At 62.7% G+C, this 26963-nt stretch carries 23 protein-coding genes and 6 pseudogenes; 11 read left to right on the top strand and 18 right to left on the bottom strand.

All coding sequences use genetic code 11. The features are described from left to right. Positions 1-52 precede the first annotated feature (52 nt). The 3 genes from L6444_RS10745 to L6444_RS10735 are packed head-to-tail and all read right to left on the bottom strand — an operon-like array spanning position 53 to position 2494. The gene (locus tag L6444_RS10745) at positions 53-883 is read right to left on the bottom strand and encodes a TauD/TfdA dioxygenase family protein (protein ID WP_236982371.1); all 831 of its coding nucleotides are present in this window, start codon (positions 881-883) and stop codon (positions 53-55) included. A 4-nt stretch (positions 884-887) separates the two neighbouring features. After that, positions 888-1211: a hypothetical protein gene (locus L6444_RS10740; RefSeq protein WP_236982369.1), complete on the bottom strand. Its 324-nt coding sequence runs from the start codon at positions 1209-1211 to the stop codon at positions 888-890. Continuing rightward, positions 1208-2494, bottom strand: a complete 1287-nt coding sequence (locus tag L6444_RS10735) for an aromatic ring-hydroxylating oxygenase subunit alpha (RefSeq protein ID WP_236982367.1) — start codon at positions 2492-2494, stop codon at positions 1208-1210. The genes L6444_RS10740 and L6444_RS10735 overlap by 4 nt, the downstream gene beginning before the upstream one ends. A gap of 92 nt (positions 2495-2586) precedes the next feature. Between L6444_RS10735 and L6444_RS10730 the strand changes: the two genes are divergently transcribed. Beyond that, positions 2587-3528, top strand: a complete 942-nt coding sequence (locus tag L6444_RS10730; protein ID WP_236983999.1) for a LysR family transcriptional regulator — start codon at positions 2587-2589, stop codon at positions 3526-3528. Here the strand turns inward: L6444_RS10730 and L6444_RS10725 are convergent. The 5 genes from L6444_RS10725 to L6444_RS10705 all read right to left on the bottom strand — a co-directional run bounded on the left by L6444_RS10725 (position 3525) and on the right by L6444_RS10705 (position 8902). Further along, entirely contained in the window at positions 3525-4877 is a 1353-nt protein-coding gene (locus L6444_RS10725) for a DUF1254 domain-containing protein (RefSeq protein ID WP_236982358.1), read from the bottom strand. The genes L6444_RS10730 and L6444_RS10725 overlap by 4 nt on opposite strands. Next, positions 4864-6216 (bottom strand): DUF1214 domain-containing protein, encoded by a 1353-nt coding sequence (locus L6444_RS10720; RefSeq protein ID WP_236982356.1) that lies wholly within the window; start codon positions 6214-6216, stop codon positions 4864-4866. Before L6444_RS10720 ends, L6444_RS10725 begins: the two co-directional genes overlap by 14 nt. 150 nt (positions 6217-6366) lie before the next feature. Then, a complete protein-coding gene (locus L6444_RS10715) occupies positions 6367-7197 on the bottom strand; it encodes an LLM class F420-dependent oxidoreductase (protein ID WP_236982354.1) in 831 nt (276 codons plus the stop codon). Between the two features lie 112 nt (positions 7198-7309). After that, positions 7310-8182, bottom strand: coding sequence for a TPM domain-containing protein (locus L6444_RS10710; RefSeq protein WP_236982352.1), 873 nt, complete (start codon positions 8180-8182; stop codon positions 7310-7312). A 9-nt stretch (positions 8183-8191) separates the two neighbouring features. Further along, the gene (locus tag L6444_RS10705) at positions 8192-8902 is read right to left on the bottom strand and encodes an NUDIX hydrolase (protein WP_236982350.1); all 711 of its coding nucleotides are present in this window, start codon (positions 8900-8902) and stop codon (positions 8192-8194) included. A gap of 80 nt (positions 8903-8982) precedes the next feature. Here L6444_RS10705 and L6444_RS10700 point away from each other — a divergent pair, with 80 nt between their 5' ends. After that, entirely contained in the window at positions 8983-9471 is a 489-nt protein-coding gene (locus L6444_RS10700; RefSeq protein ID WP_236982348.1) for a glutathione peroxidase, read from the top strand. A gap of 28 nt (positions 9472-9499) precedes the next feature. Here L6444_RS10700 and L6444_RS10695 read toward each other — a convergent pair whose 3' ends face one another. The 3 genes and pseudogenes from L6444_RS10695 to trhA all read right to left on the bottom strand — a co-directional run bounded on the left by L6444_RS10695 (position 9500) and on the right by trhA (position 12505). Then, the gene (locus L6444_RS10695) at positions 9500-10033 is read right to left on the bottom strand and encodes an MTB12 family secreted protein (protein ID WP_236982346.1); all 534 of its coding nucleotides are present in this window, start codon (positions 10031-10033) and stop codon (positions 9500-9502) included. A gap of 241 nt (positions 10034-10274) precedes the next feature. Next, positions 10275-11470 (bottom strand): annotated as a pseudogene (locus tag L6444_RS10690) (MFS transporter). A 345-nt stretch (positions 11471-11815) separates the two neighbouring features. Continuing rightward, complete coding sequence (trhA, locus tag L6444_RS10685; RefSeq protein ID WP_236983997.1) at positions 11816-12505, bottom strand: PAQR family membrane homeostasis protein TrhA; 690 nt, start codon at positions 12503-12505, stop codon at positions 11816-11818. A 186-nt stretch (positions 12506-12691) separates the two neighbouring features. Between trhA and L6444_RS10680 the strand changes: the two genes are divergently transcribed. Further along, complete coding sequence (locus L6444_RS10680; protein WP_236983995.1) at positions 12692-14104, top strand: sensor histidine kinase; 1413 nt, start codon at positions 12692-12694, stop codon at positions 14102-14104. On the opposite strand, the gene L6444_RS10675 is transcribed toward L6444_RS10680, so the two are convergent. Next, entirely contained in the window at positions 14086-14745 is a 660-nt protein-coding gene (locus tag L6444_RS10675) for a response regulator transcription factor (RefSeq protein WP_236983993.1), read from the bottom strand. The two genes, L6444_RS10680 and L6444_RS10675, sit on opposite strands and share 19 nt — an antisense overlap. A gap of 456 nt (positions 14746-15201) precedes the next feature. Between L6444_RS10675 and L6444_RS10670 the strand changes: the two genes are divergently transcribed. Genes L6444_RS10670 through L6444_RS10660 form a run of 3 tightly spaced genes read left to right on the top strand, consistent with a single transcriptional unit; the run spans position 15202 to position 16905 of the window. Beyond that, entirely contained in the window at positions 15202-15855 is a 654-nt protein-coding gene (locus L6444_RS10670; RefSeq protein ID WP_236983991.1) for an ABC transporter ATP-binding protein, read from the top strand. After that, a complete protein-coding gene (locus L6444_RS10665; protein ID WP_236982343.1) occupies positions 15852-16679 on the top strand; it encodes an ABC transporter permease in 828 nt (275 codons plus the stop codon). Before L6444_RS10670 ends, L6444_RS10665 begins: the two co-directional genes overlap by 4 nt. After that, a complete protein-coding gene (locus L6444_RS10660) occupies positions 16672-16905 on the top strand; it encodes a hypothetical protein (RefSeq protein ID WP_236982341.1) in 234 nt (77 codons plus the stop codon). The genes L6444_RS10665 and L6444_RS10660 overlap by 8 nt, the downstream gene beginning before the upstream one ends. A gap of 32 nt (positions 16906-16937) precedes the next feature. Here the strand turns inward: L6444_RS10660 and L6444_RS10655 are convergent, their stop codons facing one another. Together L6444_RS10655 and L6444_RS10650 are read right to left on the bottom strand one after the other, a co-directional pair. After that, positions 16938-17123: a hypothetical protein gene (locus L6444_RS10655; protein ID WP_236982339.1), complete on the bottom strand. Its 186-nt coding sequence runs from the start codon at positions 17121-17123 to the stop codon at positions 16938-16940. A gap of 96 nt (positions 17124-17219) precedes the next feature. Next, positions 17220-17990: an esterase gene (locus tag L6444_RS10650; protein WP_236982337.1), complete on the bottom strand. Its 771-nt coding sequence runs from the start codon at positions 17988-17990 to the stop codon at positions 17220-17222. Between the two features lie 154 nt (positions 17991-18144). Between L6444_RS10650 and L6444_RS10645 the strand changes: the two genes are divergently transcribed. The 3 genes and pseudogenes from L6444_RS10645 to L6444_RS10640 all read left to right on the top strand — a co-directional run bounded on the left by L6444_RS10645 (position 18145) and on the right by L6444_RS10640 (position 21032). Further along, entirely contained in the window at positions 18145-18873 is a 729-nt protein-coding gene (locus L6444_RS10645) for a hypothetical protein (protein ID WP_236982336.1), read from the top strand. Positions 18874-18897: 24 nt separating this feature from the next. After that, positions 18898-18996: pseudogene (locus tag L6444_RS31045) on the top strand (type II toxin-antitoxin system PemK/MazF family toxin); the annotation flags it as partial. A 422-nt stretch (positions 18997-19418) separates the two neighbouring features. Continuing rightward, positions 19419-21032 (top strand): hypothetical protein, encoded by a 1614-nt coding sequence (locus L6444_RS10640; protein ID WP_236982334.1) that lies wholly within the window; start codon positions 19419-19421, stop codon positions 21030-21032. Positions 21033-21284: 252 nt separating this feature from the next. Here L6444_RS10640 and L6444_RS10635 read toward each other — a convergent pair. Then, positions 21285-22447 (bottom strand): IS3 family transposase gene (locus L6444_RS10635; protein ID WP_142283724.1). Its coding sequence is split into 2 segments (ribosomal slippage): positions 21285-22160 and positions 22163-22447, totalling 1161 coding nucleotides; the frame shifts between segments, so codons are not numbered across the junction. 420 nt (positions 22448-22867) lie between these two features. Next, positions 22868-23159, bottom strand: a pseudogene (locus L6444_RS10630) (integrase core domain-containing protein); the annotation flags it as partial. 44 nt (positions 23160-23203) lie between these two features. Here L6444_RS10630 and L6444_RS10625 point away from each other — a divergent pair. Next, positions 23204-24609: pseudogene (locus tag L6444_RS10625) on the top strand (IS30 family transposase). A gap of 7 nt (positions 24610-24616) precedes the next feature. On the opposite strand, the pseudogene L6444_RS10620 reads toward L6444_RS10625, so the two are convergent. Continuing rightward, a pseudogene (locus tag L6444_RS10620) lies at positions 24617-25295 on the bottom strand (DDE-type integrase/transposase/recombinase); the annotation flags it as partial. A gap of 277 nt (positions 25296-25572) precedes the next feature. On the opposite strand from L6444_RS10620, the gene L6444_RS10615 reads away from it, so the two are divergent. Next, a complete protein-coding gene (locus L6444_RS10615; protein WP_236982332.1) occupies positions 25573-26625 on the top strand; it encodes an IS110 family RNA-guided transposase in 1053 nt (350 codons plus the stop codon). 21 nt (positions 26626-26646) lie between these two features. On the opposite strand, the pseudogene L6444_RS10610 reads toward L6444_RS10615, so the two are convergent. Beyond that, a pseudogene (locus L6444_RS10610) lies at positions 26647-26940 on the bottom strand (transposase); the annotation flags it as partial. Between the last annotated feature and the right edge of the window lie 23 nt (positions 26941-26963).

The raw sequence follows: 26963 nt of genomic DNA, 5'->3' as shown, positions 1-26963 counted from the left end.
GCAGAACTTGGTCAGGGTGACGTCGCCGGGTTTCTCGGCGGGTGCGTCGGTCTCATTCCAGCGGCTCCTCACCAGCAAGGATGGTCCGGTGCATGAGCCGACCGCTGTCGGCGGCATACGGCAGCACCCGGTGCATCGTTCCGGTGTTATCCCAGATCAGCAGATCACCCGGCTGCCAGTCGTGCCGGTAGACGTACCGGGGCTGGGTGGCCCAATCGCGCAGGCGCGCAAGTAATGCACGGCTGTCCCCTACCGACATCCCCAAGACGTAGTCGGCGGTGGCGCCCAGCAGCAGCGATTTGCGGCCGGACTGGTGGGTCCACACGATCGGGCACACCTTGGTCGGCGACTTCTGCCACATCGCGATCTCGGCGTAACTCATCTCCGGGGTGACGTAATACTGTGACCGTTCGGCACTGTGCACTACGCGCAGCTCTGCCAGTGCTTTCTTGTCGGCATCGGAAAGGTCCTCGTAAGCCGCATAGGTGTTGCAGAATTCGGTCTGACCGCCGGTCCGGGAAAGCTGTACCGCGCGCAACAACGTGGCCAAATTCGGTAGCGGCTGCAGCGACCCGTCGAAATGCCAAAACATCGATCCCTGAAGATATTTGGCGCGGGCGTTCACGTTCTCGTCCAGCGAGATCTTGTTGATGCCGCCGGCGCCCTCGTTGGCGACCACGGTACCCAGCGTCTTGGCGATGGCGACCTGCTGCTCGTCGCCGATGTCCAATCCGCGAAAGAACACCACACCACGCCGCTCCAGGATGTCGCGGATAGCCGGGGCCTGCGCGCCGCTGAGCAGCGTGTCGAGGTCGGTTCTGATTTCGCTACCGATAGTCGTTGTGAGGTCGACGATTTCCAGCTGCGCCGAGCCGAGTCCCATGGTTTCAACTCACCCTGGTGAGGATCGTGTTGGCCGAATGCTTCACCCGAGGCTGATTCCACAGCTCGACCGCCAGCGAGACGGTGATCAGCGAGTAGAGCAGGTTGCGCAGATTCGCGACGTCGTCGGGCAGCGGTTCGGAGTAGTCGAACTTGTCGATGTAGGCGACCGCTTCCTGGGCGCAAGGAAAAACCTGATCGTAGAATTCGCGGATCTGGTCCATGGAACTGTTGACCCGCTTCACGTAACGCTGGTGGCCGTCCTCGATCGCCCACTCGGGCACCAGGTGTTCCAGATGTGAAAACTCTTGCGGCAGAACCGTGGTCACTGTTGCCCCGCTTTCTCCCGCTCTCCGGCCGCGACGTAGTCGGCGACCACCTTGTGTAGATGGCGCAGCAGGATCTCTTCGTCATTCATCGTAAAGTGTGTGAGGACACCGCTGTTGAGCATCGCCTGCAGGCCCTCGGACGGACTCGCGTCTTCGAGGATGATGTCGTTGAGGAACGTCACGGTGAGTTCCTGGCCCAGTCGCTCCTTGTGCGTCTTGGGAGGCTGATAGAACATTTCGACTTCGAACAGGTGCGAGTGCGGGCCGGTCGGCCAGTGCGCGTGGGTGGTGAAACCCGACGAGCCGAAGATGAGCACGAAGTTGGGGAAGAACTGGAACGAATCGAACCCGTACTTTTCGGCGCGCGTCGGATTGATTCCGGGGGGCATCGGACCCCGATCGAGCCTCTTGTTCCAGGGGCCTGCGGCGCTTGCCTCCATCACGCACTCGATCGGCTTCGAATACGGCGTCCGCCGCGACGGCTCACCGGCGAACGAGAACATCCGGTGCGGGCCGCTGAGCTGGTAGGCCAGCGCATCGGTGAACGGGTTCGGCTTGTCCAGCGCCTCTTTGGCCTCAGCGGTGAGGTTGCCGAACGAGGACGCGTGCAGATACGGGCCGTGGTAACTCTCGGCGAAGCTGTCGACGAATATCTTCCAGTTGCACTGCAATTCGGCCGAAAACCGGTAGATCTGATGCGGCCCGTCAAACGGGTAGCCCTCGATGCCGTGGGCCAGCGCCCCGAGGAACGACCGCAGCGGTTCGGTGTTGTGCGGGTCGAGGTTGATGAAGATGAATCCTTGCCACACCTCGCATTGCACCGCGGGCACCCGGCAGCTGTCGGCGTCGAAGTCCAGCAGCAAGTCTTTACGAGTGGCGGCGTGCAGGGTGCCGTCCAGCTTGTACCGCCAGCCGTGGAAGCGGCAGTACAGCAGTGGCGCACGACCGGAGACCTCTTTGAAGGGATCGTCTTCCCACAGCATCTTGTTGCCGCGGTGCGGGCAGATGTTGTGGAAGGCGCGAATCACATCGTCCTTGCCGCGCACGATGATGATCGAAGTGTTCAACACCTTGAGTTCGCGGGTGAAGTAGCTTCCCGTCCGAGGGACCCGCTCGACCCGGCCGACGTAAAGCCAGCTCTTCTTGAAGACGTGCTCGCGTTCCTTCTCGTAGAAATCCTCGGATACGCAGTCCTGAAGCGACACCGGACCGCGGCCGAGCTCGGGATACGCGTCGGTCCAGTGTCCGCTGTCGGGTTTGGTCACCAGGCTGTCGTGACTCATCGGACCCTCCTCGCAGCCGACGCTAACAGCTGCCGAAATGGTCCAAACAGATGCAGAACCGCAACACCCTGTTGCATAGTTGGAACAAGCTCATGGACCAGAACCCGCCCTTCGACCTCGGCGCCCTGCTGATCTTCGGCAAGGTTGTCGAGAGCCGCAGCCTTTCGAAGGCGGCGGCGCTGCTGGGCATGCCCAAATCCACCGTCAGCCGCAAACTGGCGAAGCTGGAGGCTGACCTGGGCATCAAGCTGTTGCGTAAGAACACCCACCAGCTCACCGTCACCGACCTTGGCGAGAAGGTCTACCGGCACACGGTCAACATCCTCAACGAGGCCAACAGTGTGCGCGCGCTGGCGGAGGCCAGCCGACAAGAACCGCAGGGCGAGCTGCGCGTGGCGATGCCGGTGTTCCTCGGTATCGACTACGCATCTCGAGTGGGCGCCACATTTCTGCGGCGCTATCCGCACTCGCGCTTGGACATCCGGTTGGTCGACAGCATGGTCGACCCCGTCAAGGATGGCTTCGACGTGGTGTTCGGTCCTGGGCCACTGCAGGATTCGACGTTGATCGCCCGAAAAGTGTTCGACCTCAACCTGTTTCTGTGCGCCTCAGCAAAGTTCGTGCAGGGCCTGGGAGAGCCCATCACCGCGCCGTCACAGTTGAACGACCTGCCCTTCATCGACTTCGGCTTCGGCGGTCCGCGCAAGCTCACGGTCACCCGGGGTAGAAGACGACACGAGTTGTCGCCGCCGGTGCGCGCACGCGCCAACAACTTTCAGGTCTGCAAGCAGTACATCCTGCAGGGGCTGGGGTTCGGCGCAATGCCCACCCAGATCATCTGCGCCGACGAACTGCACGAGGGCACCATCGTCCCAGTCCTGCCGGACTGGGACGTCGAACCGGTGGCGGTGCACATGATCTACCCCTTCGAGCTCTCGTTCTCGACCTTGATCAGCGCCTTCTACGACACGGCTTGCCAGATCATCGCCGAGAACATCGCCCGGAGCCAGGACCTGGAAAGCGGGGCAAGCTAAATTCGTTCGAAATCGCCTGGGCGCCAATGACCGTTGAAGGCGGCCGCTTGCGGCCCGTAGATGCGGAAGTAGGTGAACCAGTTCTTGCCGGAGATGGTCTGGATCCAAGCGTGTTCGTGGCCCGCCGGCGCAGCGGGACCGAAATAGAGGTCGACGGCGCCGCCGGTGAGGCCCTGAAGTTCGAACAATGACCGCAGCGCCGCCTTGTTCTGCGGAGTCTGGATCTGGGAACGCGTGCCGACGTCGTAGACCGTGACAGACCAGAACAATCTGGCCGGCACTGGCAGCGGCACGGTCAGCCGGTAGGTGTTGGCGCCTTCCAGCGGGGCGCCGGTGTGGTCGTGGTGCCCCAGCCAGTACAACGAGCCTGCCTGGGTGTCGCGGCGGAACATGGCCGGCGAGGCTCCGATCGCCTGGTAGAACCATTTCTCGCGGGCCACCAGATCGACATGCGTGGTGGCGTTGAAGTCGCCGTCCTCGAAACGCAGTGCGGCGTGCTCCCATTGGCGGTCATCCCAGACGTGACGGTCGGCAGAGCGGTCGGCGAACGACTGGGCACGCAGCTGGGCGTTGCCGTGCTGGGCGGCGGCGGTGAGGATGTCGATCATTCGCTGGTCGGGGTCGAACGGTTGCCCCTTGGCGATACCGAGCGCGGCCAGCTCTCCGTAGTGGGTTCGGTAACCCTCGAATGCCGGTTCAGCGTCGACGGTTTCGTGCAAGACCCGCCAGAACTCGATGCCGTTCTCGACGCCTAAAGGCGTGGTGTCCTGGAATTTGCCGGTCAGGTCGAACCACTGCGGCGGGGTCCACTCGACGTCGGAATGCAGTGGGTAGACCTTGATGGTCTTGAGGCGCCGCATGGCGCCGTCGACATCGCCGTCGACGGGTAGTGATCGTGCGCCGACGATCTGCTGGTTACTACTAGCTCGGTGTAGGTAGTAACCGGTGTCGGGTAGTTCGCCGACAAAGTCGGGCCCGACGAGCAGGTGCTTGCCACCATTGCCCGCGTCGGGGCCCGGTAGTCCCATATCGGCGACCCACCGCTGGTTGACGTCCATCGCCACGACGATCAAGGGCCCCGGTTCGAGTTCGACCACCAGCGGCCCGATTCCCAAGTCCAGCTGTAACGGTCCGTACGGTGTGTCGGAGTTGGCGGTGAACACCAATTGAGTTGGCCCGCAGTCGAGAACGCCGAAAACTTTGTTGGCCACCAGACCCGCCGCCTCGTTACCGCGGATGATCCGCGCGCCGGAGACCGTCGGATAGAAGAACTTGTACGCCGTGATCGCCCTGGCCAGGTCGGCTTCGTCGTAAGCCCGCTGGATCGTGGCGCCGTCATCGGTGGTCATGGGGTAACTCCTCGATGTCGGTGAGGACCCAGGTGCCGTCGACCGCTTGCTTTTTCGGTCCGTAGATGCGGAACAGGACGAAGAACGGATCACCATCGCGGGTGTGCACCCAGTTGGTTTCGCGGTCCGGCGGCGGCGCCGGGGAGAAGTACACGTCGACCGAACCGTCGGGGTTGACGTCGACGTCGTTGCGGTAGGAGTCCAACCCGACTACCGGGGATTCACGGATGAACGCGCCGGTCGCGGCGTCATAGACGTCCACGGCCCAGAATTGCGTCGTCGGCACATCGGGCGGCACCCGCAGCCGGTAGGACCCAGCGCCGTTGAGCCTGCTGCCGTCATCGGACTCGTAGGTCTTCAGGTAGAGCTGCGGCGGTGGGGGCACCACCGGCCCGAACATCGCGAACCAGGCGAAGGCGCGCACGTCGACGCGCAGATCACGACCCGGCTCGACGAACGTCAGTCGGGTGCCCTCAGCCAGCGGAACGTCCAGCAGGAAGCGCCATCTGCGGCCGGTGTGCGGCCAGACCGGAGTGCCGGTGCTGGCGTAGCCCTCCATCATCCACTGATGCGCCTCCTCGGCTGCGCGGTCAAGCACGTCGACGCCCAGCGCTTCGGGATCGAAGGTGAGGTCTTTACCGATGCCGAGCAGGTGCAGTTGGCCCAGTAGCGCCAAGTCGCGGTCCTGGACTGGCTCCTGCGCTACCATCGCCGACAGCGAAGCGAACAAGCTCGCGTCGTAGCGTGGGACGGCCTCGAACGGTTGCCCCGCCACATCGATGAATTGGATCGCTGAGCCGGCCTCCCCGAGCGGATAAATCTTCAGCGTGTGCAGATAGTCGATGCCGTCGCGGCGGTCCTGCTCCGATTGGGTCGCGATGATGATGCGCAGCAAACAGTACGCGGTGTAGGTCGTGCACGGGACCGCCACATGACCGTCGGGGACCGGGCGGTCGAATCCCGGCGGCAACACGACATACTTGGCGCCGGCGCCCTTGTCGAAACCGGTGTTTCCGACGTTGCGCAACGGCTCGTTCCAGACGTTGATGATCGTCCCGTACAGCGCCTGCTCGGTAGCTGCCGGGACCTCGACCACGATTGGGCCCGCAGCGAGATTCATGAAGAACATCACGTAGCTCGTGGAATGGTTGGGTGTCGTGGTCTGGTTCATCCACGTGTTGGGGTTCGACCAGAAGATGCAGTCGTTGTAGTGCGCGCCGGCCCGAAAATAGGCCTGCCGCATGGCGTCCACGTTGACCAGCGGCATGCCCCACAGCGCCGCCTCGACCGCGCGGCGCTCTACGGCGCGCGCGTGCAGTTCCTGCGCGGTGAACCGCATGGTGATCCCTCCCGGTGCCCGTCACTGAGCCGACTCGCCGCACAACATCACCGACGAACACCTGTGGGTACAGCTAGCAGCGTAGCCCCGGATCATTCTTGAGTCACCGCTCTGGCTCCGATGCGGGCGACTGGGTTTCGCCTCGCCCCGCTAGGCGCGATATTTCGCTATGAGGTCCGCGAATTCGTCCAGGCGCCGCAGCGAGTCGTCCCGCGGTTTGGTGGGCAGCAGCAACCCCAGCTGACCGAATCCCAGCTCTTCGGCGGCCTGCCAATAATCGGGGTCTTTCGGTGTGCCGAACATCGCCATCGGCACGTCGTGCCCGGCGGCGTCGCGCAACTGCGGCACCCGGCGGGTGACGTGCTCGATCGGGAACGGGTTGGAGAGCCAACCGGCCTGATGCCGCACCACCCGCTTGAACGTCGCGGCCGAATCTCCGCCGAAAAAGATCGGTGGATGCGGTTTGCGAACGGGTTTGGGCCGGCTGTACGACGGGGGGAAATCGACATAGGTGCCGTGATATTCGGCGGGCTCGTCAGCCCACAGCGCCTTGATGGCCTCGATGCGCTCGTCCAGCAGCGCCCCGCGCGTCTTCGGGTCGGTGCCGTGGTCGCGCATTTCCTCGATATTCCAGCCGGCCCCGACGCCGAACACGAACCGGCCCCCAGAGATCACATCGATGCTCGCCGCTTCCTTGGCAGTGATGATCGGGTCACGCTGAATGAGCAGGGCGATGCCGGTGAACAACTCGATCTTCGACGTCACGGCCGCGGCGGCGGCGAGCGTGACGAAGGGGTCCAGGGTGCGGTAGTAGATCTTCGGCAGCTCACCGCCCAGCGGATACGGCGATTCCCGACTGGCCGGAATGTGGGTGTGCTCGGCGACCATCAACGACTCGAATCCGCGCTCTTCGATCGCACGCGCCAGCGTCACCGTGTCGATGCTGTCGTCGTTGACGAACGTTGCGATCCCGAACTTCATTGCCGTTCCCCTGCCTGTAGGTGTCGCTTCGTCAGACATCCCTCACCCTGCAGATATTCCCGCACATTCGGAATATCTTGCCGTGCAAGAGAATTCGCGAGGTTACCGGGTCTCATCGGCGCGGCGTGCGGTGCGCCGCCACCACGTCGGCGTTGGCCAGTTCCTGGGCCCGCGCCGCCAGTACCGACGCCCTGTTGGCGTAGGCGATGGCTTCGGCTTCGTTGCTGGCCTGCTTGCCGTGCGCCGCTGCCAGATGCCGCTTGGCGTCTTCGAGCTGGGCCTGGGCCTGGTCGCCGACGGCCTTGCGGTGCTTGGCGACGTAGTCGGAGATCTGCCGCAGCCGGGCGTCCGCGGTGGACAGCGCCTGCTCCAGGGAATCAACGCGCCCGCCTGCGTCGGAATGTCCCCGCGCCGCGCGGCGGCGGCGACGCCGTCGAATCAGCAGAATCAGCGCCACGATGACGACCACCGCGATGCCGATGCAGGTCGCGATCAACAGCCAGTTCGGCGATGACGAATTCGTCGAACTGGCGGATTTGTTCAGCCCGTCGGCGGCGGCGACCGCGGCGCCCCCCCAGTCTTTGGCGTTCACCTCGGGATCGATTTTCGTGCTCCGCAGGCTGCTCAACTCGGATACCGAAAGACCCGGAACGGAGAACGCGTACAACTTGGTGTTCGTAGCCACGGCCAGCAGCGCGTCCTGGGCGCCCATTTTGCTGGCGGCGCGGGTGTTCTCCGCCCAGTTGTCGGGCTTGAACCGGGAGAAATTGTCGACGTAGACCACCCACAGTTGGAGGCGCCGGTCCCGGTAGAGCCGGTCGATCGCCGAGCTGACCGCCGCCCGGTCGGAGTCCGTCAACGCGCCGGTGGTGTCGGTGATGTGCTCGGTGAGCTTGGACGGCGGTTGCGCGCCGACCGGGGTTGCAAGCAGCAGGCCAGCTGTGAGGACCGTCAGGAGTGCAGCGAGCGAGCGGGCAATGCGCATGCGGGTAATCTAGCTCGCCGTTGCGCTGTTGCCGTGTGATGCGGCCCAGCTTCTCTCGTAAACCCACGGACCGCGCCGCATCGTCAAGCGGTGCCGCGGACCGGGCAGGTCGGCGTCGCGGGTGTCGTAGCCGGCGTCGCCGTGCCAGAGGATGACCATGCCTGTCGGTGCGGTGACGAGGTGACTTTCGAAGTGCTCGAACGGCATTGACTCGACCCCGGCCGTCGCGGCGGCGCAATCGCGGTACGCCGACAACTGGTGCAGCGTCACCCAGGTCGGGGGCAGCAGCACCATTCGGCCGTGCCCGTGCTCTTCGAGGGCGTCGGCCGGGCTGATCCACCGGTGATCGACGATCTCGCTGCCGTCGACAACCACCTCGCCGGCGTCGATCGCGACACTGAACAACATCCAGGTGCGGAAACGTTTAGGGGCCTCGGGACCCGGACTCCACTGCGAGATCACCGACAACGTGTTCCCGTCAAGGTGAATTCCGGCCTCCTCCAAGGTTTCTCGCGCCGCCGCGCGGCGGGCCGCCTCGATGCTGTCGAGCGAGTCCGTCCCGGCGTCGGCCGGGTCCACCCGACCTCCGGGAAAGACCCAAGCTCCCCCGGCGAACGACGTCGTCGTGGCCCGCTTGAGCATCAGCACCTCGAAGCCGTCGGCGCCGTCGCGGCCCAGGACGACGGTGGCCGCGGCAACCTCTGGCGTCTCGGCGTTCATGGTGGCAGCTCCTCGGTTCGGGCATCCGTCACGTTGCCTTGCCGAGGCCGGCACGTCAACGCAGTGTTAGCGTCGTCGGCGTGACCCTCAACGACATCGCCCTGACCACCCTCGACGGAAAGCAGGCCACGCTGGCCGAATTGTCCGGCGGCGCAACGCTGGTCGTGAATGTTGCGTCCAAGTGCGGGCTTACCCCGCAGTACACGGCACTGGAGAAGCTGGCCAGGGACTACCGCGACCGTGGTCTGACGGTCGTGGGCGTTCCCTGCAATCAGTTCATGGGCCAGGAGCCGGGCACGGCCGAGGAGATTCAGGAGTTCTGCTCGACGACGTACGGGGTGACGTTTCCGTTGCTGGCCAAAACCGACGTCAACGGCGACAACCGCCATCCGCTGTACGCCGAGCTGACCAAGGCCCCCGACGCCGACGGCAAGGCGGGTGACATTCAGTGGAACTTCGAGAAGTTCCTCGTCGCGCCCGACGGCGAGGTGGTCAACCGGTTTCGGCCGCGGACCGAACCGGACGCACCGGAGGTGATCAGCGCGATCGAGGCCGTGCTGTCCCGGTAAGCGGCGCCGGCGTCAGAGCAAGCGGGCGTCAGAGCCCGGAGACCGCCTGCACCAGCTCCGTTGCGGAGGGGCTGGACAGCACCCAGTTGCCGTTCTGGTTGACGAACATCAGGTTCTTGGTGACCGGCGCCGGCAGCTTGGGGCCCGAGACGGCCACGTCGGCGGTCGCCGTCGTCGGACCGTTCGATTGAATGTTCGTCACGGCGAAGGACAGCGGCAGCTGACCGTTGCGGTAGGCCTTTCTCAGCTCGTGATCCATCACGTGGCCCTCGCCCGAACCGATGCCGCCTTCGACCAGGCTGTCCTTGGTGTGGTACGACACGCCAGGATCGGACAAATTGGTGAGGATAGAGGTGATCTGGTCCGCGGTCGGCACGTTTTGATCGGGGGCGGGCGACGGCGTCGGTGAGGGCGCGGGATCCAGCGGCAGCGGCGCGCCGGCGGAGGCCAGCTGAACCTGGGCGGCGAGCGGGACACCGGATGCACCGGAGCCCAATGCTGCCGCACCACCGACAGCGGCCAGCGCGGCAACGCTCACGGCAATGGATTTCATGGACTTCACGGTTCCCCCTGTGCTGGGTGTGGACGTGCGGACTGTCTCCACTCGACGCCGACACCGTATCCGCGCCGCGGCTGGTTTTCCTGCATTGCGCGTGTGTCTGCGCGTCGGCTCAAGCTACGCCATATGTTGCGCGATTACCCTGCGGAAAAGCTGTGGAGTGACTCCGAGTAGCCCGGGCAGTTGCCCGCCGCATCCAACTGCCCGTGCTATCGACAACCAAGCGCGCATTCGCTCCGCGTCATTAATTGCTGGTAGATCCTGCGCCCGGCCTGCGACCTACCCCCTGTTGGAGGCGGGGCGGCACCAGGTCGGCCGGCACCAACGGGGCCGCAAGCAATGGGAAAAGCCCGCAGAGAGCCCATGCCAGCGGATAGGCCGTAGTACTGATCAACGCCCCAAACGCCGGAGGCCCCACGGAGGCGATCACTCGTTGGGTGGTGTTCTGCGCGCCCAGCGCTCGTCCACTCCAAAAGGGGCCCGCGAACTCGGTGATCGCTGTCGCCTCCAAACCATTGTCGAGCACCGCGAGGATCGTGATCGCTGCCATGAACCACACGTCGAGCCGTGAGCCTAGGTGATCGGTGAGGGCCAACAAGAAAAGCGTCAGCGCGGCAGCAAGGGCGATGACGCGCACGGGCTGCATCCGCGAGCCGAGGCGATCAGACAATCGGCCAACCACGATGCGGCCCAACGCACCCAACAATTGGCAGGCAGTCACCAAGGCGCCCGCCATCGCGGACGACCAACCCCGGTGGTCCATCAACCAGACAAGCATGAACGTCACGGTCACCGCCTGGGGCATCATCATCAATCCCGACACCGCATGTATCCGCCACAACACCGAGGACTCTCGATACGGATTGGCCAGTTCTTCGATGCTGGCGCATTGTCGGGCTCTCCGCCCGGGATCGGCGATACCAATGGCGGCGATCACGGCGGCGATAGTGCAGCACACAGAGCGGGAAACCACAGCGCGGAAATTGCGTCCTGCTCGGCCAGTTCCGGCATCACCAACGCTCCCAACGCGATTCCCACCGGCTGAGCAGTTTGACGGATTCCCATCGCCACACCACGTTGATGCGGCGGGAACCACGCTGACACCAGTCGACCACCTGCGGTGTTGCAGCCGGCTGCGGCCATCCCGCCCAGAAACAGCAGGGCACCGATTGCGAAGAACGAATGCTGCGAAGCCAGGGCGAATGCCGCGACGGCAGTCAGCGCGGAGGAGACAGTCAGGACCGTTCGCTCGCCGAGGCGATCGACAGCGTAACCCCACGGAAGCAGAGTGAGCACCATTCCCCAGCTCGGAATCGACGCCAACAGACTGGACTGAGTCAGTGGGATCCCGCCGGCCGATCGCAGGGCAGGAATCAAGAAGGCAAAACCATTGATGAACAAGAAGGAACTTGCAGTGGCCCACAGCGCAATTGCCAGGATCGACCAGCGCGCGCGCCGGCGCCGAGAAAATCTATATCAGCAGGACCCTCGAGTGTCTGCATTCCCGACATCTCATCCTCCTGCCGGTGAGCGGGGCACAACGCTGAATCTGTTGTAAGAGAGTGCGACTGCAGAGATTCATGCGCGGCGCACTAGTACATGCAGCACCGGGCACGCCTTGCAGGAAGGCGGTATGCCTTGGACGCGATGATTGAGGTGGTTCCGAGCGCCACCGACTCGATGGCCGATAACGTTTGATCCCAGCACTTTTCATCACACGTTGATGCGTGGAAGAGGGTCCGCGCTCGTTGCGTCTAGCATCAGACCCATTGTCGCCGAGACGCTTTAGAAGACAGCGAGCCAAATCGCGATGTATTGGCAAATCGCCGCAACCGCAGTGCACGCGTGGAAAACTTCGTGATAACCGAAGACGCTCGGCCACGGATCCGGCCGGCGTAACCCGTAGCACACCGCGCCGACGCTGTAGAGCAGTCCGCCGAGCGCCAACAGCACCATGACGGTCACCCCTGCGTTGTAGACGATCAAGTTGGTGTACCAGACCGCTACCCAGCCCAGCAACAGATAAAGTGCGACCCCCACCCATCGCGGGGCCGTCGGCCAGAACAGGCTCAGCGCAATGCCTACCAGCGCACCGCCCCACACGATCCCGAGTACTACGTGCCCTGTGGTACGCGGCATCTCCAGTCTGGCGAAAGGCGTGTAAGTTCCGGCGATGAATACGAAGATCATGGAGTGATCGAGCCGTCGCATCCAGCCACGGGCCGTCGCCGACTGCCAGTAGACGCGATGGTAGATAGCGCTGACCGCAAACATCGCCACGATCGCCAGCGTGTAGGCCAGCGTGGCGTGTCCCGCCAACTTGGAGACCTGCGCCCAGGACATCGTCACCAGCGCTGCGCCGGCGAACAATGCCGCAACAGCGCAGTAAAAATGAATCCAGCCGCGCCAGCGCGGCCTGGCCAACACGGCCGAGCTGGCGGCACCGCCGTCATATTCGGCCACCGGTCCGTCTATTCCGGCACGGTGGATCGAATCAGTATGGCAACTCACGATTTGCCTCCTCACTATGGCAGCGCCCAGCGTAGGTAGGAGGTGCTGAAGAACCGCTGAGAAGTTTGCAACATCCGCTTCGCCGTACACCGGCCGGGCGGCATACTCAGTTAGTTCTCAGCACGGCAGAATGAGACTGTGCGCATGAGGATGGCATGGCTGAGGTGGCTCAGCGCTCGCGTGCGTGCGGTGTGGCCTCCCAAGTTGGGCATCGCTGCGCGCTCAGCCGCAGTGTCGGGATTGGCCGTCTTGTTCGCATTTGCGATTGCGGGCGCGACATTGGATGTAGTCCTGTACAGATCGCTGATTGCAGGCGTCGACGATGCCACCGCCGGCAGAGTCCACGCCATCGTGGATGCGCTGCAGTCCAATTCGCTCGACACCGTTGACAATGCTCTGCTGGCCACGGATCAGCGTGTAGTGGCCGTTCAGTTGATCGACCCGGCCGGCAACGTGGTGCGGCGATCTGGGTCGGCGCCCGGAAAACCGCTGATGCCTGTCACCGCTCTAGGTTACGGCTTGCGCCGCAGCATTTCCGATGACGCGTCGCCCAACGACGACATGCGTCTGAGCGGCCAGCGGGTGAGGACCCCGTCGGGCGATTACACGGTGATTGTGGGTGGGGGCAGCGAAGCGGTCGAGGGCACAGCACGGACAGTCGCGCTGCTACTCACTTGCGGCGCACCGGTCATCGTTGCCGTAGCTGCCTCAGCGAGCTACCGACTCGTGCGACGCTCTCTCCGATCCGTGGACGCAATTCGCGGCAGAGTCGCCGAAATCTCCACATCTGATCTCTCTGAACGCGTACCTATCCCCCGCAGTAACGATGAGATTGCGGCCCTCGCTGTCACCATGAACGAAATGCTTTCGCGCATCGAAGCCGGCCACCAAGCGCAGCGGCGCTTCGTCGGGGACGCCTCCCACGAGCTCCGCAGTCCGCTGTCCACCATCATCTCCGGGCTGGAGCTCGCCGAGGATCACCCGGAACTGCTCGACTCGGATTTCGTTTTGACCACTCTGCTTCCCGAGGCTCAACGCATGCACGCCCTGATCGAAGACCTGCTGATGTTGGCTCGTGCGGATGAACACACCCTGGTACTCCGAAGCGAAGAAATTGCCATCGACGAACTCGCCGAGGCGCAGGCAGCGCGGGCGCGAACGGAATTCACAGGCATCGTCCAAACCGACATCGCCCCGGCACGTCTGAGTGGTGACCCGGCAGCCATCTCACGAGTGATTCGCAACCTAACCGAAAATGCTGTCCGCCACGCCAAGTCGCTTGTATCGATCGACGTCAGCACGCGGAACGGTTCGTCGCTGATCGCCATCGGCGACGACGGCCCCGGCATCGCACCCGCCGAGCGAAACCGCGTATTCGAACGCTTTGTGCGTCTGGACACAGATCGCTCCCGCAGTGGGGGCGGAACCGGCTTGGGGCTGGCGATTGTCGCAGAAGTCGTTGCCGCGCATGGCGGTACAGTCACTATCGACGACCGCACCGGCGGCGGAACGCTGATGATCGTCGCCTTCTCACAACACAAGTCTCAACAGGTCAATCGGTAGCCGACGCCGCGGACCGTCTCGATCGTGTTGGTGCCGAACGGAACGTCGATCTTGCGGCGCAGATACCCGACGTAGACCTCGACCACATTGTCAGGACCCTGGTAGTGGGCGTCCCAAACATTGCCCAAGATTTCGGCTTTCGTCACCACCACATCTTTATTGCGCATCAGAAATTCGAGCAACCCGTACTCGCGGGGGGTTAAGGTGATCGGCGTCGAGCCGCGTTGGACTAGGTGGCGAGCAGGATCCATTGACAGGGATCCCGCAGTCAACACCACCGGCCGTGCAGGTGCGCCACGGCGCACCAGGGCACGCAGTCGCGCCACCAGTACCCGGAAGGGAAACGGCTTCGTCAGGTAATCATCGGCGCCCAGATCGAACGCGTCGGTCTGGTCGTACTCGCCATCCTTGGCAGTCAACATCAATACCGGCGTCCACACACCGCGCGCCCGCATGCGACGCAGCACCTCATACCCGCTGTAGCCCGGGAGCATGATGTCGAGCACCACGACGTCGAAGGCGTTCTCGGTCGCCTCGTGCAAACCCTCGTCGCCGGTGCCAGCGGCCACTACTACGAACCCTTCGGCCTTCAATCCCCTGGACAGCGTCGCCGACAACCTTGCCTCGTCCTCGACGAGCAGGACCCCTCATATCTGCACGCTACAGTCGGCGGACCGCGAACCGCCCTGACAACGCGACACCTATTCTCAGCGATCTCTCAGCGCTCGCCTCCTAAGCTCGGCTCGTCCCGTAGTCGTGAACACGCACGGAAACAGTCAAATAAGCCGAGGCCCGAATGTGTACGAAAACCCTTGTCAGCGGTGCCCTCATCATCGGCGGCGCACTATTGACGCCTTCTGCTACAGCTGGACCAAGCCCCTTCGCGGCACTGGGTTGCGCCTGTCGAGCGCCATCGCCAGCCCACACATTGTTCTCTGACAACGAAATTGAACGCGGAATCGCACAGGGACTCCGGTCCGGGCCCTCGGACAGCACGATGGCCATCCTTGGAATGCCGAACGGAAAGAACCGTTCCTGACGGCTGCAACTAGTGGGAGCTGGCTCTCAACGGCGATAATCGAACCACATAACATCAGCTGGTGAGTGCGCTGTTCTGCTTCGAGGGCGTCACCGTCGAGCGCAATGGCGTGCACGCCCTCGTCGATTTCGATGCGACGCTGCCGGACGGTGGAGTCACTGCGGTATCCGGACCGTCCGGCTCGGGAAAATCGACGTTGCTGCGTCTGTGCAATCGACTCGAGGTCCCGACCACCGGGCGGGTGCTGTTCGAGGGTGACGACGTTACGACGCTGGATCCGTTGCAGCTCCGGCGTCGGGTGGGCATGTGCTTTCAGCGGCCGACTCCGTTTCCCGGCTCGGTAGCCGACAATCTTGCGGTCGCTGACCCTGCCGCAACCTCTACGCAAATGGCCGACGTGTTGTCCTGCGTCGGACTCACCGGCAGCTGGCTCGAACGCGACGCGACCGCGTTGTCGGGTGGCGAAGCACAACGAATGTGTCTGGCGCGCATGCTGTTAACGCATCCGCGCGTGCTGCTGTTGGATGAGCCGACGGCTTCGGTGGATGCCGCGGCAGCACAGGTGATCGAGCAGACCGTGCGCAGGCTTGCCAACGAGGGAATGAACGTCCTTTGGGTCAGCCATGACCCGGCGCAAATCCAACGCATCGCCGACCGCGTCCTGCGCGTGGAACACGGCCGCAGCCTGGGCATCGAAGTGGTCGCGCCGTGACCGGCCAGGTGGGCTGGCTGGGTTTGCTAGCCTCGCTGGCGCTGGTCGTGTTGGCCGCCGGGATTTCGCTGTGGCAGCGCCTGGGCCTGCAGCGGTCGATCCTGTGGGCCGCAACCCGAGCACTGGTGCAGTTGCTGCTGGTCGGCGAGGCGCTGGCGCTTTTGCTGCAGCCCGGACGCTCGCTGTGGTGGTCGTGGGCCTGGACCGCCGGCATGGTTCTCTACGCGGGCGACGTGGTGCGCCGGCGGGCTCCGGAGGTGCCTGGGCTGGCACGGCTGGCGACTGCGGCGTTCGCCGCCATGGTGGTGATCACGCTCAGTGTGGTGTTCGGGCTGCGGGTCTTCCCGCTGGGCGGTCGAACGTTGATTCCCATCGTGGGCATGATGATCGGCAATTCCATGACCGCCACCGTGCTGGTAGCGCGACGCCTGGTCGACGAACTGCGCGACAAACGCGAGGAAGTCGAGGCCCGGCTCGCTTTGGGTCAGTCGTCGCGTCAGGCGGCGGCCCCGTATGTGCGGATCGCGCTGCGTTCGGCGGTGTCTCCCCAGATCGAGACCACCAAGGCCACTGGGCTGGTGTTTTTGCCCGGTGCCATGACCGGGCTCATCCTGGCCGGGGTGGCGCCGTTGCAGGCCGTGCTGGTTCAAGCGGTGGTCATGTTCGTCATCCTGGGCGCCGTGGCGATCACGACGGTCATCCTGGCACTGGGGCTGGTGCGCCATTTGTTCACGGCTGACCATCGGTTGATGCCGCTGCCACGGCGGGCCGATACCGGCGCTGCTACGTTGCGGCAGAAGGCTTTTCGTCGCCGCCGTGGATGACCTTGGATCTCCGGATACGGCGATCTCGCCGGTGTGGCATTGGCAGGCCATGCATTCGCTCCCGCGCGCGGCAAAGAAGCTGCCGGCGGCCAGCCACACTGTGGACAGGCCAGAACCCGCGGGCAACGGATTCGAGTGGAACGGCGGAGCGGTGACCCGCAGCAACTGGATATCGTTGGCCAGGCCGGAGCTCAGCCCGCCGGCCTGGCACTATCTGACGGTGTAGCCCGCGTCGACGGGAAGTGTGACACCGGTGATCTAGCGGCCGGCCTGCCCGCACAGATAGACCATTGCTTCGGTCAGGTCGGCTGATTCGATCATCGGGACCGGCAACTCGAACGGGCAGGCACCCTGGCCTGCGCCGGTGCGAATGTCGCTATCGATCCGATGAACCTGCAGCAGCTGCTGGGCGCCTGGGTAGCCCGAGATGACTACCCCGCGCAACGCGCAGCGCGCCCCGCGCTAGCTGAATGGCTTGTGCGCCTTGCCAATTCGCCAGATTCGGAAATAACCAGGGCGGCCAGCGCTCACTGCCTAATCTCAGGCAAGCATCGGGTCGATCGCCGACCGGGGCACCAGCACCTGCACCGCCCCCGCTGAGTCGGGCAGCAGCGCGCCCTGGTCGAAGAAGAAGATCACGCCTTCGTTGACCACCGCGAAATTCTGGTAGTTGGCGGGGTCGTACAGCGCGGTAGGCGAGATCGGCAACGGCGGCGGTGCGGTGGCGGTAGTCGACTGCCCCGGTTGCGCGGGCGGCGTGGCGGGCTGAGGCGGGGCTTGCTGCTTCTGCAACTCAGCCTGGACGATCGGCCCCACGGTCTTCAGCGGATCGTCGACCCGCCACAGCGGCGTGTTTTTCTTATCGTCCGATTTGGCTGTGTAGAGGATTTGCTTGCGATAGGTCTGGTCGTAGTTGAACGCCTTGAAGGTCGTCCTAGGTTGTGCGCCGCTGACGTTTTGGTACACGTTGAACACCACAGTCTGGGTGCCGCGCGGTGGGATCGCCGAGCTGTATTCCGTCGGCTTGATCTTCAGCTCAGAGGGTTTGTCGTGGGGCGCACCTTTGGCCGCATTGATGAACGTGTCACGTGTCTGAGAGATGTAGTCGGCGATCGGCTGCTGGTCGGGGTAATCCAGCGGGATGCTGATGTCGACGGTGTACGCGGGGTCCGAAAGCTGGATCGCACAGGTGGTGCCGGTACTAGTGCCTTTGAGATCGGCGCAGTAATCTTTCGGCGCCGCGCTGGCCACCGCAGCGGAACCGGAGATGGCCGCAGCCGCGACGAGTGCGGCGACGTTGAACAGGCGCATGTGTGTGAATCCCTCCAAGCGAACGCGGCAGCGCGCCGCGGACGCGAGATTAGCGTGCAGTGTTCCGCAAGGTAAAGCGAGCGGAGTTTCCGCTGCCCACGGTAGTCCGAACCGAAAAGGCCGCCACAAGCCGACTCAGCCATACACTTGCCGCGTGAACATCAGCGAGCTCATTGTCGGCGCAGTTAAAGGCCCTGTCCGAGCCGGCGTCAAGGTGGCCGACGCCGGACTCGCCGCTGCGTCCATGGCGCTCGGGGCCGTCAAGCAATCCTTGGGCGAGGACGCCCCCAAGGGGGCAGACCCGATCACCGATCTCTTCCCGCTGCGCGGCGCCATCGTCGGCGCAAACCGGGTTGCGGAATTGACCGAAAGCGACAGGGCGATGGGGCGCGCTCTTGCCCGCGGTGGCCCGGCGGACAAGCTGATGCGTCCGGGTGGGGTTGTCGACATGTTGGACGCCCCGGGCGGGTTGCTGGATCGGGTGACCGCGGGAAGTAGCTCCTCGCTGGAGCGGATCCTGGCGCCCGGCGGGCTCGTAGACCGACTGCTCGCCGAGGATGGGCCGTTAGAGCGCATGTTCGCCGAAGACGGCATCATCGAGCGGATGTTCGTCGAGGACGGCATCATCGACAAGCTGCTGGCCAAGAATGGACCGCTGGAACAACTCACCGAAGCCGCTGAAATCCTGAGTCGGCTCCAGCCCGCCGTCGAGCAATTGACGCCCACCGCCGACACCCTCGAGGCTGCCGTCGACACCCTCAACAGGATGGTCACCTCGCTGAGTGGCCTCAGAGACCGCATTCCGCGGCGGCCGTCGACGCGGCCGGCCGTACGCGCGAAACGCAACCCGGGCCAGGGCGCTCAGAGTGCCATCGAGGAGTGAGCCGACCGGCTCGCCTACTCCCGACCGTTGACCAGCCTGACCCGCCAGATCGGTCGCCTTTCGAACGGCGACCTCGTTCGGCTTGACCGTGCGCTGTTGGTATTCCTCGGGCTCGCGGTGTAGAACCGCTGTCAATTGTGGGGGAGTGGGGCGGGTGGGGCTCGAACCCACGACCAACGGATTATGAGTCCTGCTGACTCGCGGTTTTGAGTCGAAACTGCGTGCCCCGCAACAGGTTTCGGGTATTCTTTTGATCACGTTGAATCCCTTGTCTTCCAATAACTTTCGTTGGATCAGAGCATTCAATCTGAGTACTTGTATCATCGTCGCAGGTCAGAGGGTAGGGTGCAGTCTTGCGTAACGATTGCGTAAGAGCCTCCGCGAAACCGGGTTTGCTGGCGGGTTCGTTAGATTGATTAATGCATTCAAGACGGCAGATCGGACATGCTCGGCGCGTAGCCCGCTTTACACAGCCGCCCTGCGCCTACAATCAACTCCGCCCGATGGACCATCAGTTCGCAGGAAACAGTTGAGGGGGCCGCAAAGTGGCGTCGTTTATCGAAGATCCCCGTGTAGCGCGAGCGGTCAGCAGTATCGCTAGTCGCTCAGAACGCGAACCTGACGTGACAGTGTTGCAGAAGACGTATGTCGAAACGGGAATACTGCCGCAGCTCGAAAATCACAACAACCAGATCTTGTATGGTCGACGTGGCACCGGGAAAACACACGTTTTGCAGGTACTAGGGCAAGCTTTCGAACAAAATTCTGGATCTCATTCTATGTATATTGATATCCGTCTACTTGGGAGCTCACACTTATTCACAGATACCACCCGACCGATTGCCGATAGGTGCATTGCCGTATTTAAAGATTTTCTAGGATTGCTCCAAAGTCGATTACTTGATATTGCAACCCATCCAGAAAGTGATGGATCCGGCCTGCAAGAAGTGAGCGACTTTGCCGAATACATTGCCCAAAAATCTGTGGACGTAGCAAAAAGAAACATTAAAGATACCAGCTCTGCGAAGTCGACGGATGGACTTGAAGCCAGCTTAAAAGGTTCAATTAGCGGAAGTCTTGAGGGAGGCTTAAAAGCATCCGATAGTCATGAGAAAGCGACTGCTCGCCAGGTTGAATATGAAGAGGCACTCCGTGAAAGCCTAGTTTTTAGTGAAGTTCACCAAAAGCTGAATATCACGCTCGCCGCAATGAAAGTTGACCATTTGATTCTTTTGATCGACGAATGGACTTCACTTCCCGTCGAAATTCAGCCATTCATTGCAGAATTCATTCGTCGATCTTTGTTTACATCAAATCGCATCACTGTCAAAATCGCCTCATTAGAATATAGGTCGCGGTTCACGCTGACCGATACTGACCGCAATATCATCGGCTTTGAGTTAGGCGCCGACATAGCAGCCAATCTGGACCTAGATGATTTTTACGTCTACGACCGCAACAGAGAAAAGGTGGTAACGGTATTTCACGAGCTGCTTTATAAGCACGTGACATCAGATCTAGACCCTGGAATACTTACCGAACACAACATCAAAGATGCGACATCATTTCGCGTGCGACTGTTCACAGAGCCCGCCACATTTGTGGAACTTGTAAGGGCCGGCGAAGGAGTTGTACGAGACTTTCTGGGGATCTTCAGCGCGGCGTTTTTTAAAGCTCTTACTACTGGCCGTCCCAAAATCGACCTGCATTCGGTCGAAGAAGCTGCCCGGGATTGGTACGAGACTGATAAATCTACTTCTTTATCCACCGATCAGCGCGAGGCTCTCCATCGCATAATTCAAGATGTCATCGGAAGCCGCCAAACAAAAATGTTCATGCTTTCGCGGGCCGATGCGGATCACCCAATGATTCAGACGCTATTTGATTTACGGTTACTCCATTTGATTCTTCGGGGATATAGCGACAAAGAGAATCCCGGCAAAAGATATAACATTTATGCACTTGACTACGGCACCTACATCGACCTGAAACGCACCAAAGCCGAGCCTCAAGGTTTGTTTGAAGTTGATGATGACACTGAATCGAAAGATTCTGATGACGGCAAGCAAGCTCCAGAGGACCGTCTTGTTCCTTTCAAAGACAAGCGTAGTATCCGAAGAGTAATTCTGCATACGAGCGTTTTCGACGGACTGCAATAAAGCCTTTGCCTACCGAGTCATGCATTGCGTCGCTGCATCGGAACTACGTTTGACTGCACCGCAACGGGCCGCGCCAGACCAGCGGGCTGTGAAACGTCCTCATTGATGTGGTCGCCGTACACGTCCAAAGTCAGCGTGAAGGTGCTGTGCCCTAGCCACTTCGAAACCCGCTTAAAATCGACTGGCGGGCTAGCGGAAAGCAGGTTCACGGCAAAAGAATGGGTCTGCTGCACGATCAGGTGACAGTTTCGGTCACGCGGCCTGACTGGCCGGTGTGGTCATGATTGCTTCGAATTCGATCGGGGTCAACCGCCCGAGGCCGGACTGGCGGCGGCGCCGGTGGTAGGTGCGCTCGATCCAGGTGACGATCGCGATGCGGAGTTGTTCTCGGGTGTCCCAGCGGCGGCGGTCGAGCACGTTCTTCTGCAGCAGGCTAAAGAAGCTCTCGATGGCGGCGTTGTCGCCGGCGGCTCCGACACGGCCCATAGAGCCGACCATCTCGTGTTGATTCAAGGCGTGTACGAATTTCCTTGACCGGAACTGAGATCCGCGATCCGAGTGCAGAATGCACCCCGCGACATCTCCGCGTCGGGCTACCGCGCTGTGTAGTGCCCGGATGGCCAGTTGTGACTTCATTCGGGAGTCGATGCTGTAGCCGACGATCCGGTTGGAGAACACGTCCTTAATCGCACAGAGGTAGAGCTTGCCCTCACCGGTGCGGTGCTCAGTGATGTCACTGAGCCACAACTGATTTGGCCCTTCAGCGGTGAAGTCACGCTCGACAAGATCGTCGTGCACCGGCGGCCCGACTTTGCCGTTCTTGCCGCGTTTCTTACCAAACACGCTCCACAGTCGATTCTGCGAGCAGATCCGCCATGCGGTGCGCTCGGCCATCGGCTCGCCGGCATCGCGCGCCTCCTCCACGAGGTAGCGGTAGCCGAACTCCGGATCGTCTGCGTGCGCGTCGAACAGCGCATTGGCGCGGTAGGCCTCGATGAGTTCGGCCTCGGTGATGGGGTCGGCCAGCCAGCGGTAATACGGTTGGCGGGAGAGCTTGAGTACCCGGCACGTCACCGCGACGGGGATCCCGTCGGCGGCGAGCTCTTTCACGAGCGGGTAGACCCTTTTCCCGGCAGATTGGCCTGCGATAAATACGCTGCGGCCCGGCGCAGCACCTCGTTCTCTTGCTCTAGCAGTTTGATCCGCCGTCGGGCTTCGCGCAGCTCACCGGACTCGCTGGCGCTCTTGCCGGGCTTGGTGCCTTCGTCGATGTCGGCCTGACGGAGCCATTTCTGCAGCGTCATCGGGTGCACTCCGAAATCGGTGGCGATCTGCTCGATCGTTACACCGTCATCGCGGTTGCGAGCGACCCGGACGACGTCGTCGCGGAACTCGCGGGGGTAGGGCCTTGCCATGGGGACATCCTTCCAGCCCGCCCATGCTGGGCAAGCCAACTCAGATGTCACCTATTCGTGCAGCAGACCCAATGCCGTAGGTCGTGAAACCGCGCCGACGGTAGCTTGAGGGCGGCTAGCGCTGGCTGCATGAATCGCTTGTAGACGTTGCTAGGGTCAAGCGGCTTGGACCAATCGAATCGGTCTGCGGAATCCTTGACGTTTCTGCCCGCAGCTTTGGCAGCGGCCAGGTCCAATCGGCCAGGGAACAGGGGCGCTGTTGGCTCTAGGCAGGTGCCGTGGTGGTTGGCGATGTAGCTCCGTAGGTCATCGGCTAGCCACCGCTCTAGAGGCACCGTCCGCTCAGATTCATCGGTCTTCGGGCTACCAACATGAAAAAGGGACTGCCCCGACTTCAATTGACTCGCGGGGTTGTGAATTTCAGGCCGCGGTTGCGACTGGTGTGTGGAGCAGTTCGAACTCTATCGGGGTGAGCTTGCCAAGTGCGCGTTGCCGGCGGCGCCGGTGGTAGGTCCGCTCGATCCAACTCACGATTGCCAGGCGCAGTTCGGCTCGGGTCGACCAGCGTCGCCGGTCGAGCACGTTGCGTTGCAGAAGGGCGAAGAACGATTCCATCGCCGCATTGTCCCCGCACGCTCCCACGCGGGCCCATCGAGCCATGTAACCCGTTGCGCGACAGTGCGTGGACGAACTTTCTCGACCTGAATTGGGCGGATTCAACTGGTCGTTGCAACACCTCGAATTGGAGGTGTGCGAGTGCGGGTGCGAGATCGGCAGCGGGCGGTCCAGTTATATCGGGGGCAGATTCCCTCGCCGGGACGGCCTACGGTGGCCTGGCGTCAGGACAGGGTCAGGTTCTGGGCGGCCATCGCTGCTGGGGCGATGACTGAAGACGCCTCGGCCCAAGCGGGCGTGTCGTCCCCGGTCGGGTTCCGTTGGTTCCGTCACGCTGGCGGTGTGAATCCACGCTTACCAGAGACTGTTTCGGGTCGTTACCTGTCATCGGATGAGCGTGAAGATATCGCGTTGTGGCGGGCCCAAGGTGCCGGGATTCGCGAGATCGCTCGCCGGTTGGGCAGGGCGCCGTCGACGGTATCGCGTGAACTGCGCCGCAATGCATCGACGCGCACCTATCGACTGGAATACAAAGCCTCGGTGGCGCAGTGGCACGCTGAACGGCGTGCCCGTCGCCCGAAGACGGCCAAGCTCGTCGCCAATGAGCGGCTGCGCCTCTACGTCCAGGACAAGCTGTCCGGCGTCGTTCGCGGCGCTGACGGGCAGGTTGTCGCCGGCCCCGCCAGTACCCCGTGGAAGGGCCGCAACAAGCCCCACCGAGGTGATCGGGCCTGGGTTCAGGCGTGGAGTCCCGAGCAGATCGCCCGCCGTTTGCCGGTGGATTTCCCCGATGATCAGACGATGCGGATCAGCCCCGAGGCCATCTATCAGGCGTTGTATGTCGAGACCCGGGGCGCGCTCAAACGGGATCTGGTCAGCTGGCTGTCTGCGCCGCGGTCGCGCGTTGCGGGGTGCCGCGGGCACGGACCCGGCAGAAAGCATGGGCCCATGTCACCCCGGAGACTTTGATCAGCCAGCGTCCGCCGGAAGTCGCCGACCGTGCCGTACCAGGCCATTGGGAAGGCGATCTTCTGATTGGGTTGCAGCGCAGCGTGATCGGTACCTTGGTGGAGCGGAGCAGTCGTTTTACCATGCTGGTCCATCTGCCACGCGAGATTGGCTACGGCGTGATACCACGGACCAAGAACGGTCCAGCGCTGGCCGGCTATGGCGCGATCACGATGGCAGGCGCGTTGGAGCAGACGATCACCACGCTGCCCGCAGAATTGCGTCGGTCCTTGACATGGGACCGAGGCAAGGAACTCTCGGCGCATGCTCAGTTCTCGATCGCTTCGGGGGTGCAGGTGTACTTCGCTGATCCGAAGAGCCCGTGGCAGCGTGGCACCAATGAAAACACCAATGGGCTGCTGCGCCAATACTTTCCGAAAGGAACTGACTTATCCCGGTGGACCGCAGACGATATCGCCGCGATCGCCCACACCCTCAACACCCGACCACGCAAAACGCTCGGCTGGCCGCACCCCGCCGAAGCCTTCAACGACCACCTACACTCGGTTCATCAAACCGGTGTTGCGACCACCGATTGAATCCGCCTTGGCTGCCCTTGTCGGAATGGACGATCGTCGCAAACGGTGAGCGCAATGCCACGGCATGATCCAGGGCAGCCACCGCGAGCGAGGACTTCATCCGCGAGTCGATCGAGTAGCCCACAATCCGGTTGGAGTACACGTCTTTGATGGCGCAGAGGTAGAGCTTGCCCTCGTCAAGCAACCTGAAGAACTCTTCCTTCTGCTCCTTGCTGTACTTCCGGCCAGCCATCGCCATCACCTCCGATAGGTGTTGCGACGATTGCTGGAATCCAAGCAGTGCGGTGCTCGGTGATGTCGGCCAGCCACACCTGGTTGGCGGCCTGGGCGATGAACTGACGCTGCACGAGGTCGTCATGGACCGGTGGGCCGGATCGACGATTCAGTCCTCGCTTCTTAGCGAAGATCGACCAGATGCGCTCCTGGGAGCACAACCGTGCGACACGGTTTTCGCCGGCGGTGATCCCGTGCCGGAGCAATTCGTCAGCGATGAACCGGTAGCCGAAGGTAGGGTCATCGGCGTGGATGTCGCGGGCCGCGTTGATCAGGTGAGCATCGTCCCAATCGCGCTGTGACAACGGCGCTTTGCGCCATTTGTAGAACCCCTGGGTGGAGAACCCCAGGACCCGGCAGGTCACCGTGACGGGTACGCCGTCATCGGCAAGGTCGAGGACCAGCGGGTACATCTGTAATGAGGGTGGCTGGCCCGAGGCCGGCTGGCAGTGTTGACGTTCGGCTCGGCTCGTGTGACTCCGGGTATATTCGACCCGCTCATCGCGGTGTCTTCAAAATGACCTGTCCGCGAGGGGAGCTGGCGTCGACACCGTCCGCACAGATGGCTTGATCAGAAGCTTGTCCACCACCATTGGCGGCGTGACTCATTACAGATGTGTCTCTGCGCGAACAACATTCATCGGCGCCGACTCAGAAAGGTAAATAGACAAAGTAGAGGAGAACTCATCGATGGCAATCATCGCCGACACCTACGACCACATCGTGGGTGTGGACACCCACGCGCGAACACATACCTACTGCGTGGTTTCCACCAAGACTGGGGCAGTGATCGACACGGCGACCTTCCCGGCATCACCGGCCGGAATCAACAGGGCCCTGACCTGGGTCACCCGCCGCGCTCCCGGCACAGTTTTCGCCGCCGTCGAAGGCACGTCCTCCTACGGTTCGACACTCACCGCAGCTCTCGCAGCTCAGGGCGTTCCCATCGGCGAAGTGCGCCCACAACCACGATCCGCGCACGCCCACGCCCACGCCGGCAAGTCCGACCCCCTCGACGCCGAGGCAGCCGCGCGCTCAGTGCTCGGCAAGGAATGTTCGCGGGTTCCCCACCCGCGCGGCGCCGGTGATCGTGCTGCCCTGCGGGTGCTCTTGAGTGCCCGTTCACTCATCGACCAACAACGCACTGCCAACCGCAACGCACTGACCGCGCTGCTACGCACTGTCGACCTCGGTGTCGACGCCCGCTCACCCTTGACCGATAAGCAGATCGCCATCATCGAATCCTGGCGAAATAGCCGCTGCACCAACAAAGTTGATCTCATTGCCCGCGCCGAAGCCAAGCGACTGGCGACCGTTGTCAATGAGCAAACCCGCCAGTTGCGCCACAACCACGCCCAACTCGCCGAGCATGCGCAACGCCTGGCTCCCGGGCTACAACAAACCCCAGGGGTCGGTCCCGTCACCGCCGCAATCCTGATCTGCGCCTACTCCCACCACGGACGGGTCCGCTCAGAAGCCGCATTCGCCGCACTCGGGGGAATCGCGCCCCTGCCCGCATCATCGGGAAACACCACACGACACCGCCTCAGCCGATCCGGCGACCGACAACTCAACCGTGCCATCGACATCATCGTCCGAACCCGCATGAGCTTCGACCCCGCGACCCGCGCCTACCTACGCCGGGGACTGGAAACCGGCAAAACCAAGCGAGAGATCCGGCGCAACCTCAAACGCTACGTCTGCCGCTCACTGTTCCGGCAACTCCAGGCCGCCATGGCTTGACAGCCCCCCATAGAAGCGTCATTTTGGGTTGGCGTCCCGGGACAGGTAGCCGACCGCGCGGCGCATCACCTCGGCCTCCTGCTCGAGGAGCTTGATGCGCTTGTGCGCTTCGCGCAGCTGCGCGGCCACGTCGTCAGCAGCGGCCGGCGATCCGGGCTGGTCATTACCGTCCTCGCGATCGGCGATCTTGAGCCAGCGATGCAGGCAAGCCTCCGAGATCCCGAAATCCTTCGCGATCTGACGCAACGACGCCTCGCCCTTGCGGGCCACCGCAATGACATCAGCACGGAACTCCGTAGGAAACGGTTTCGGCACGAGATTGATCCTTCCAGTGAAGA

The sequence above is a fragment of the Mycobacterium kiyosense genome (assembly GCA_021654635.1).
Taxonomy (GTDB): domain Bacteria; phylum Actinomycetota; class Actinomycetes; order Mycobacteriales; family Mycobacteriaceae; genus Mycobacterium; species Mycobacterium kiyosense.
The sequence above is the reverse complement of the archived record's forward strand: the minus strand, read 5'-3'. Positions and strand labels throughout refer to the sequence as shown.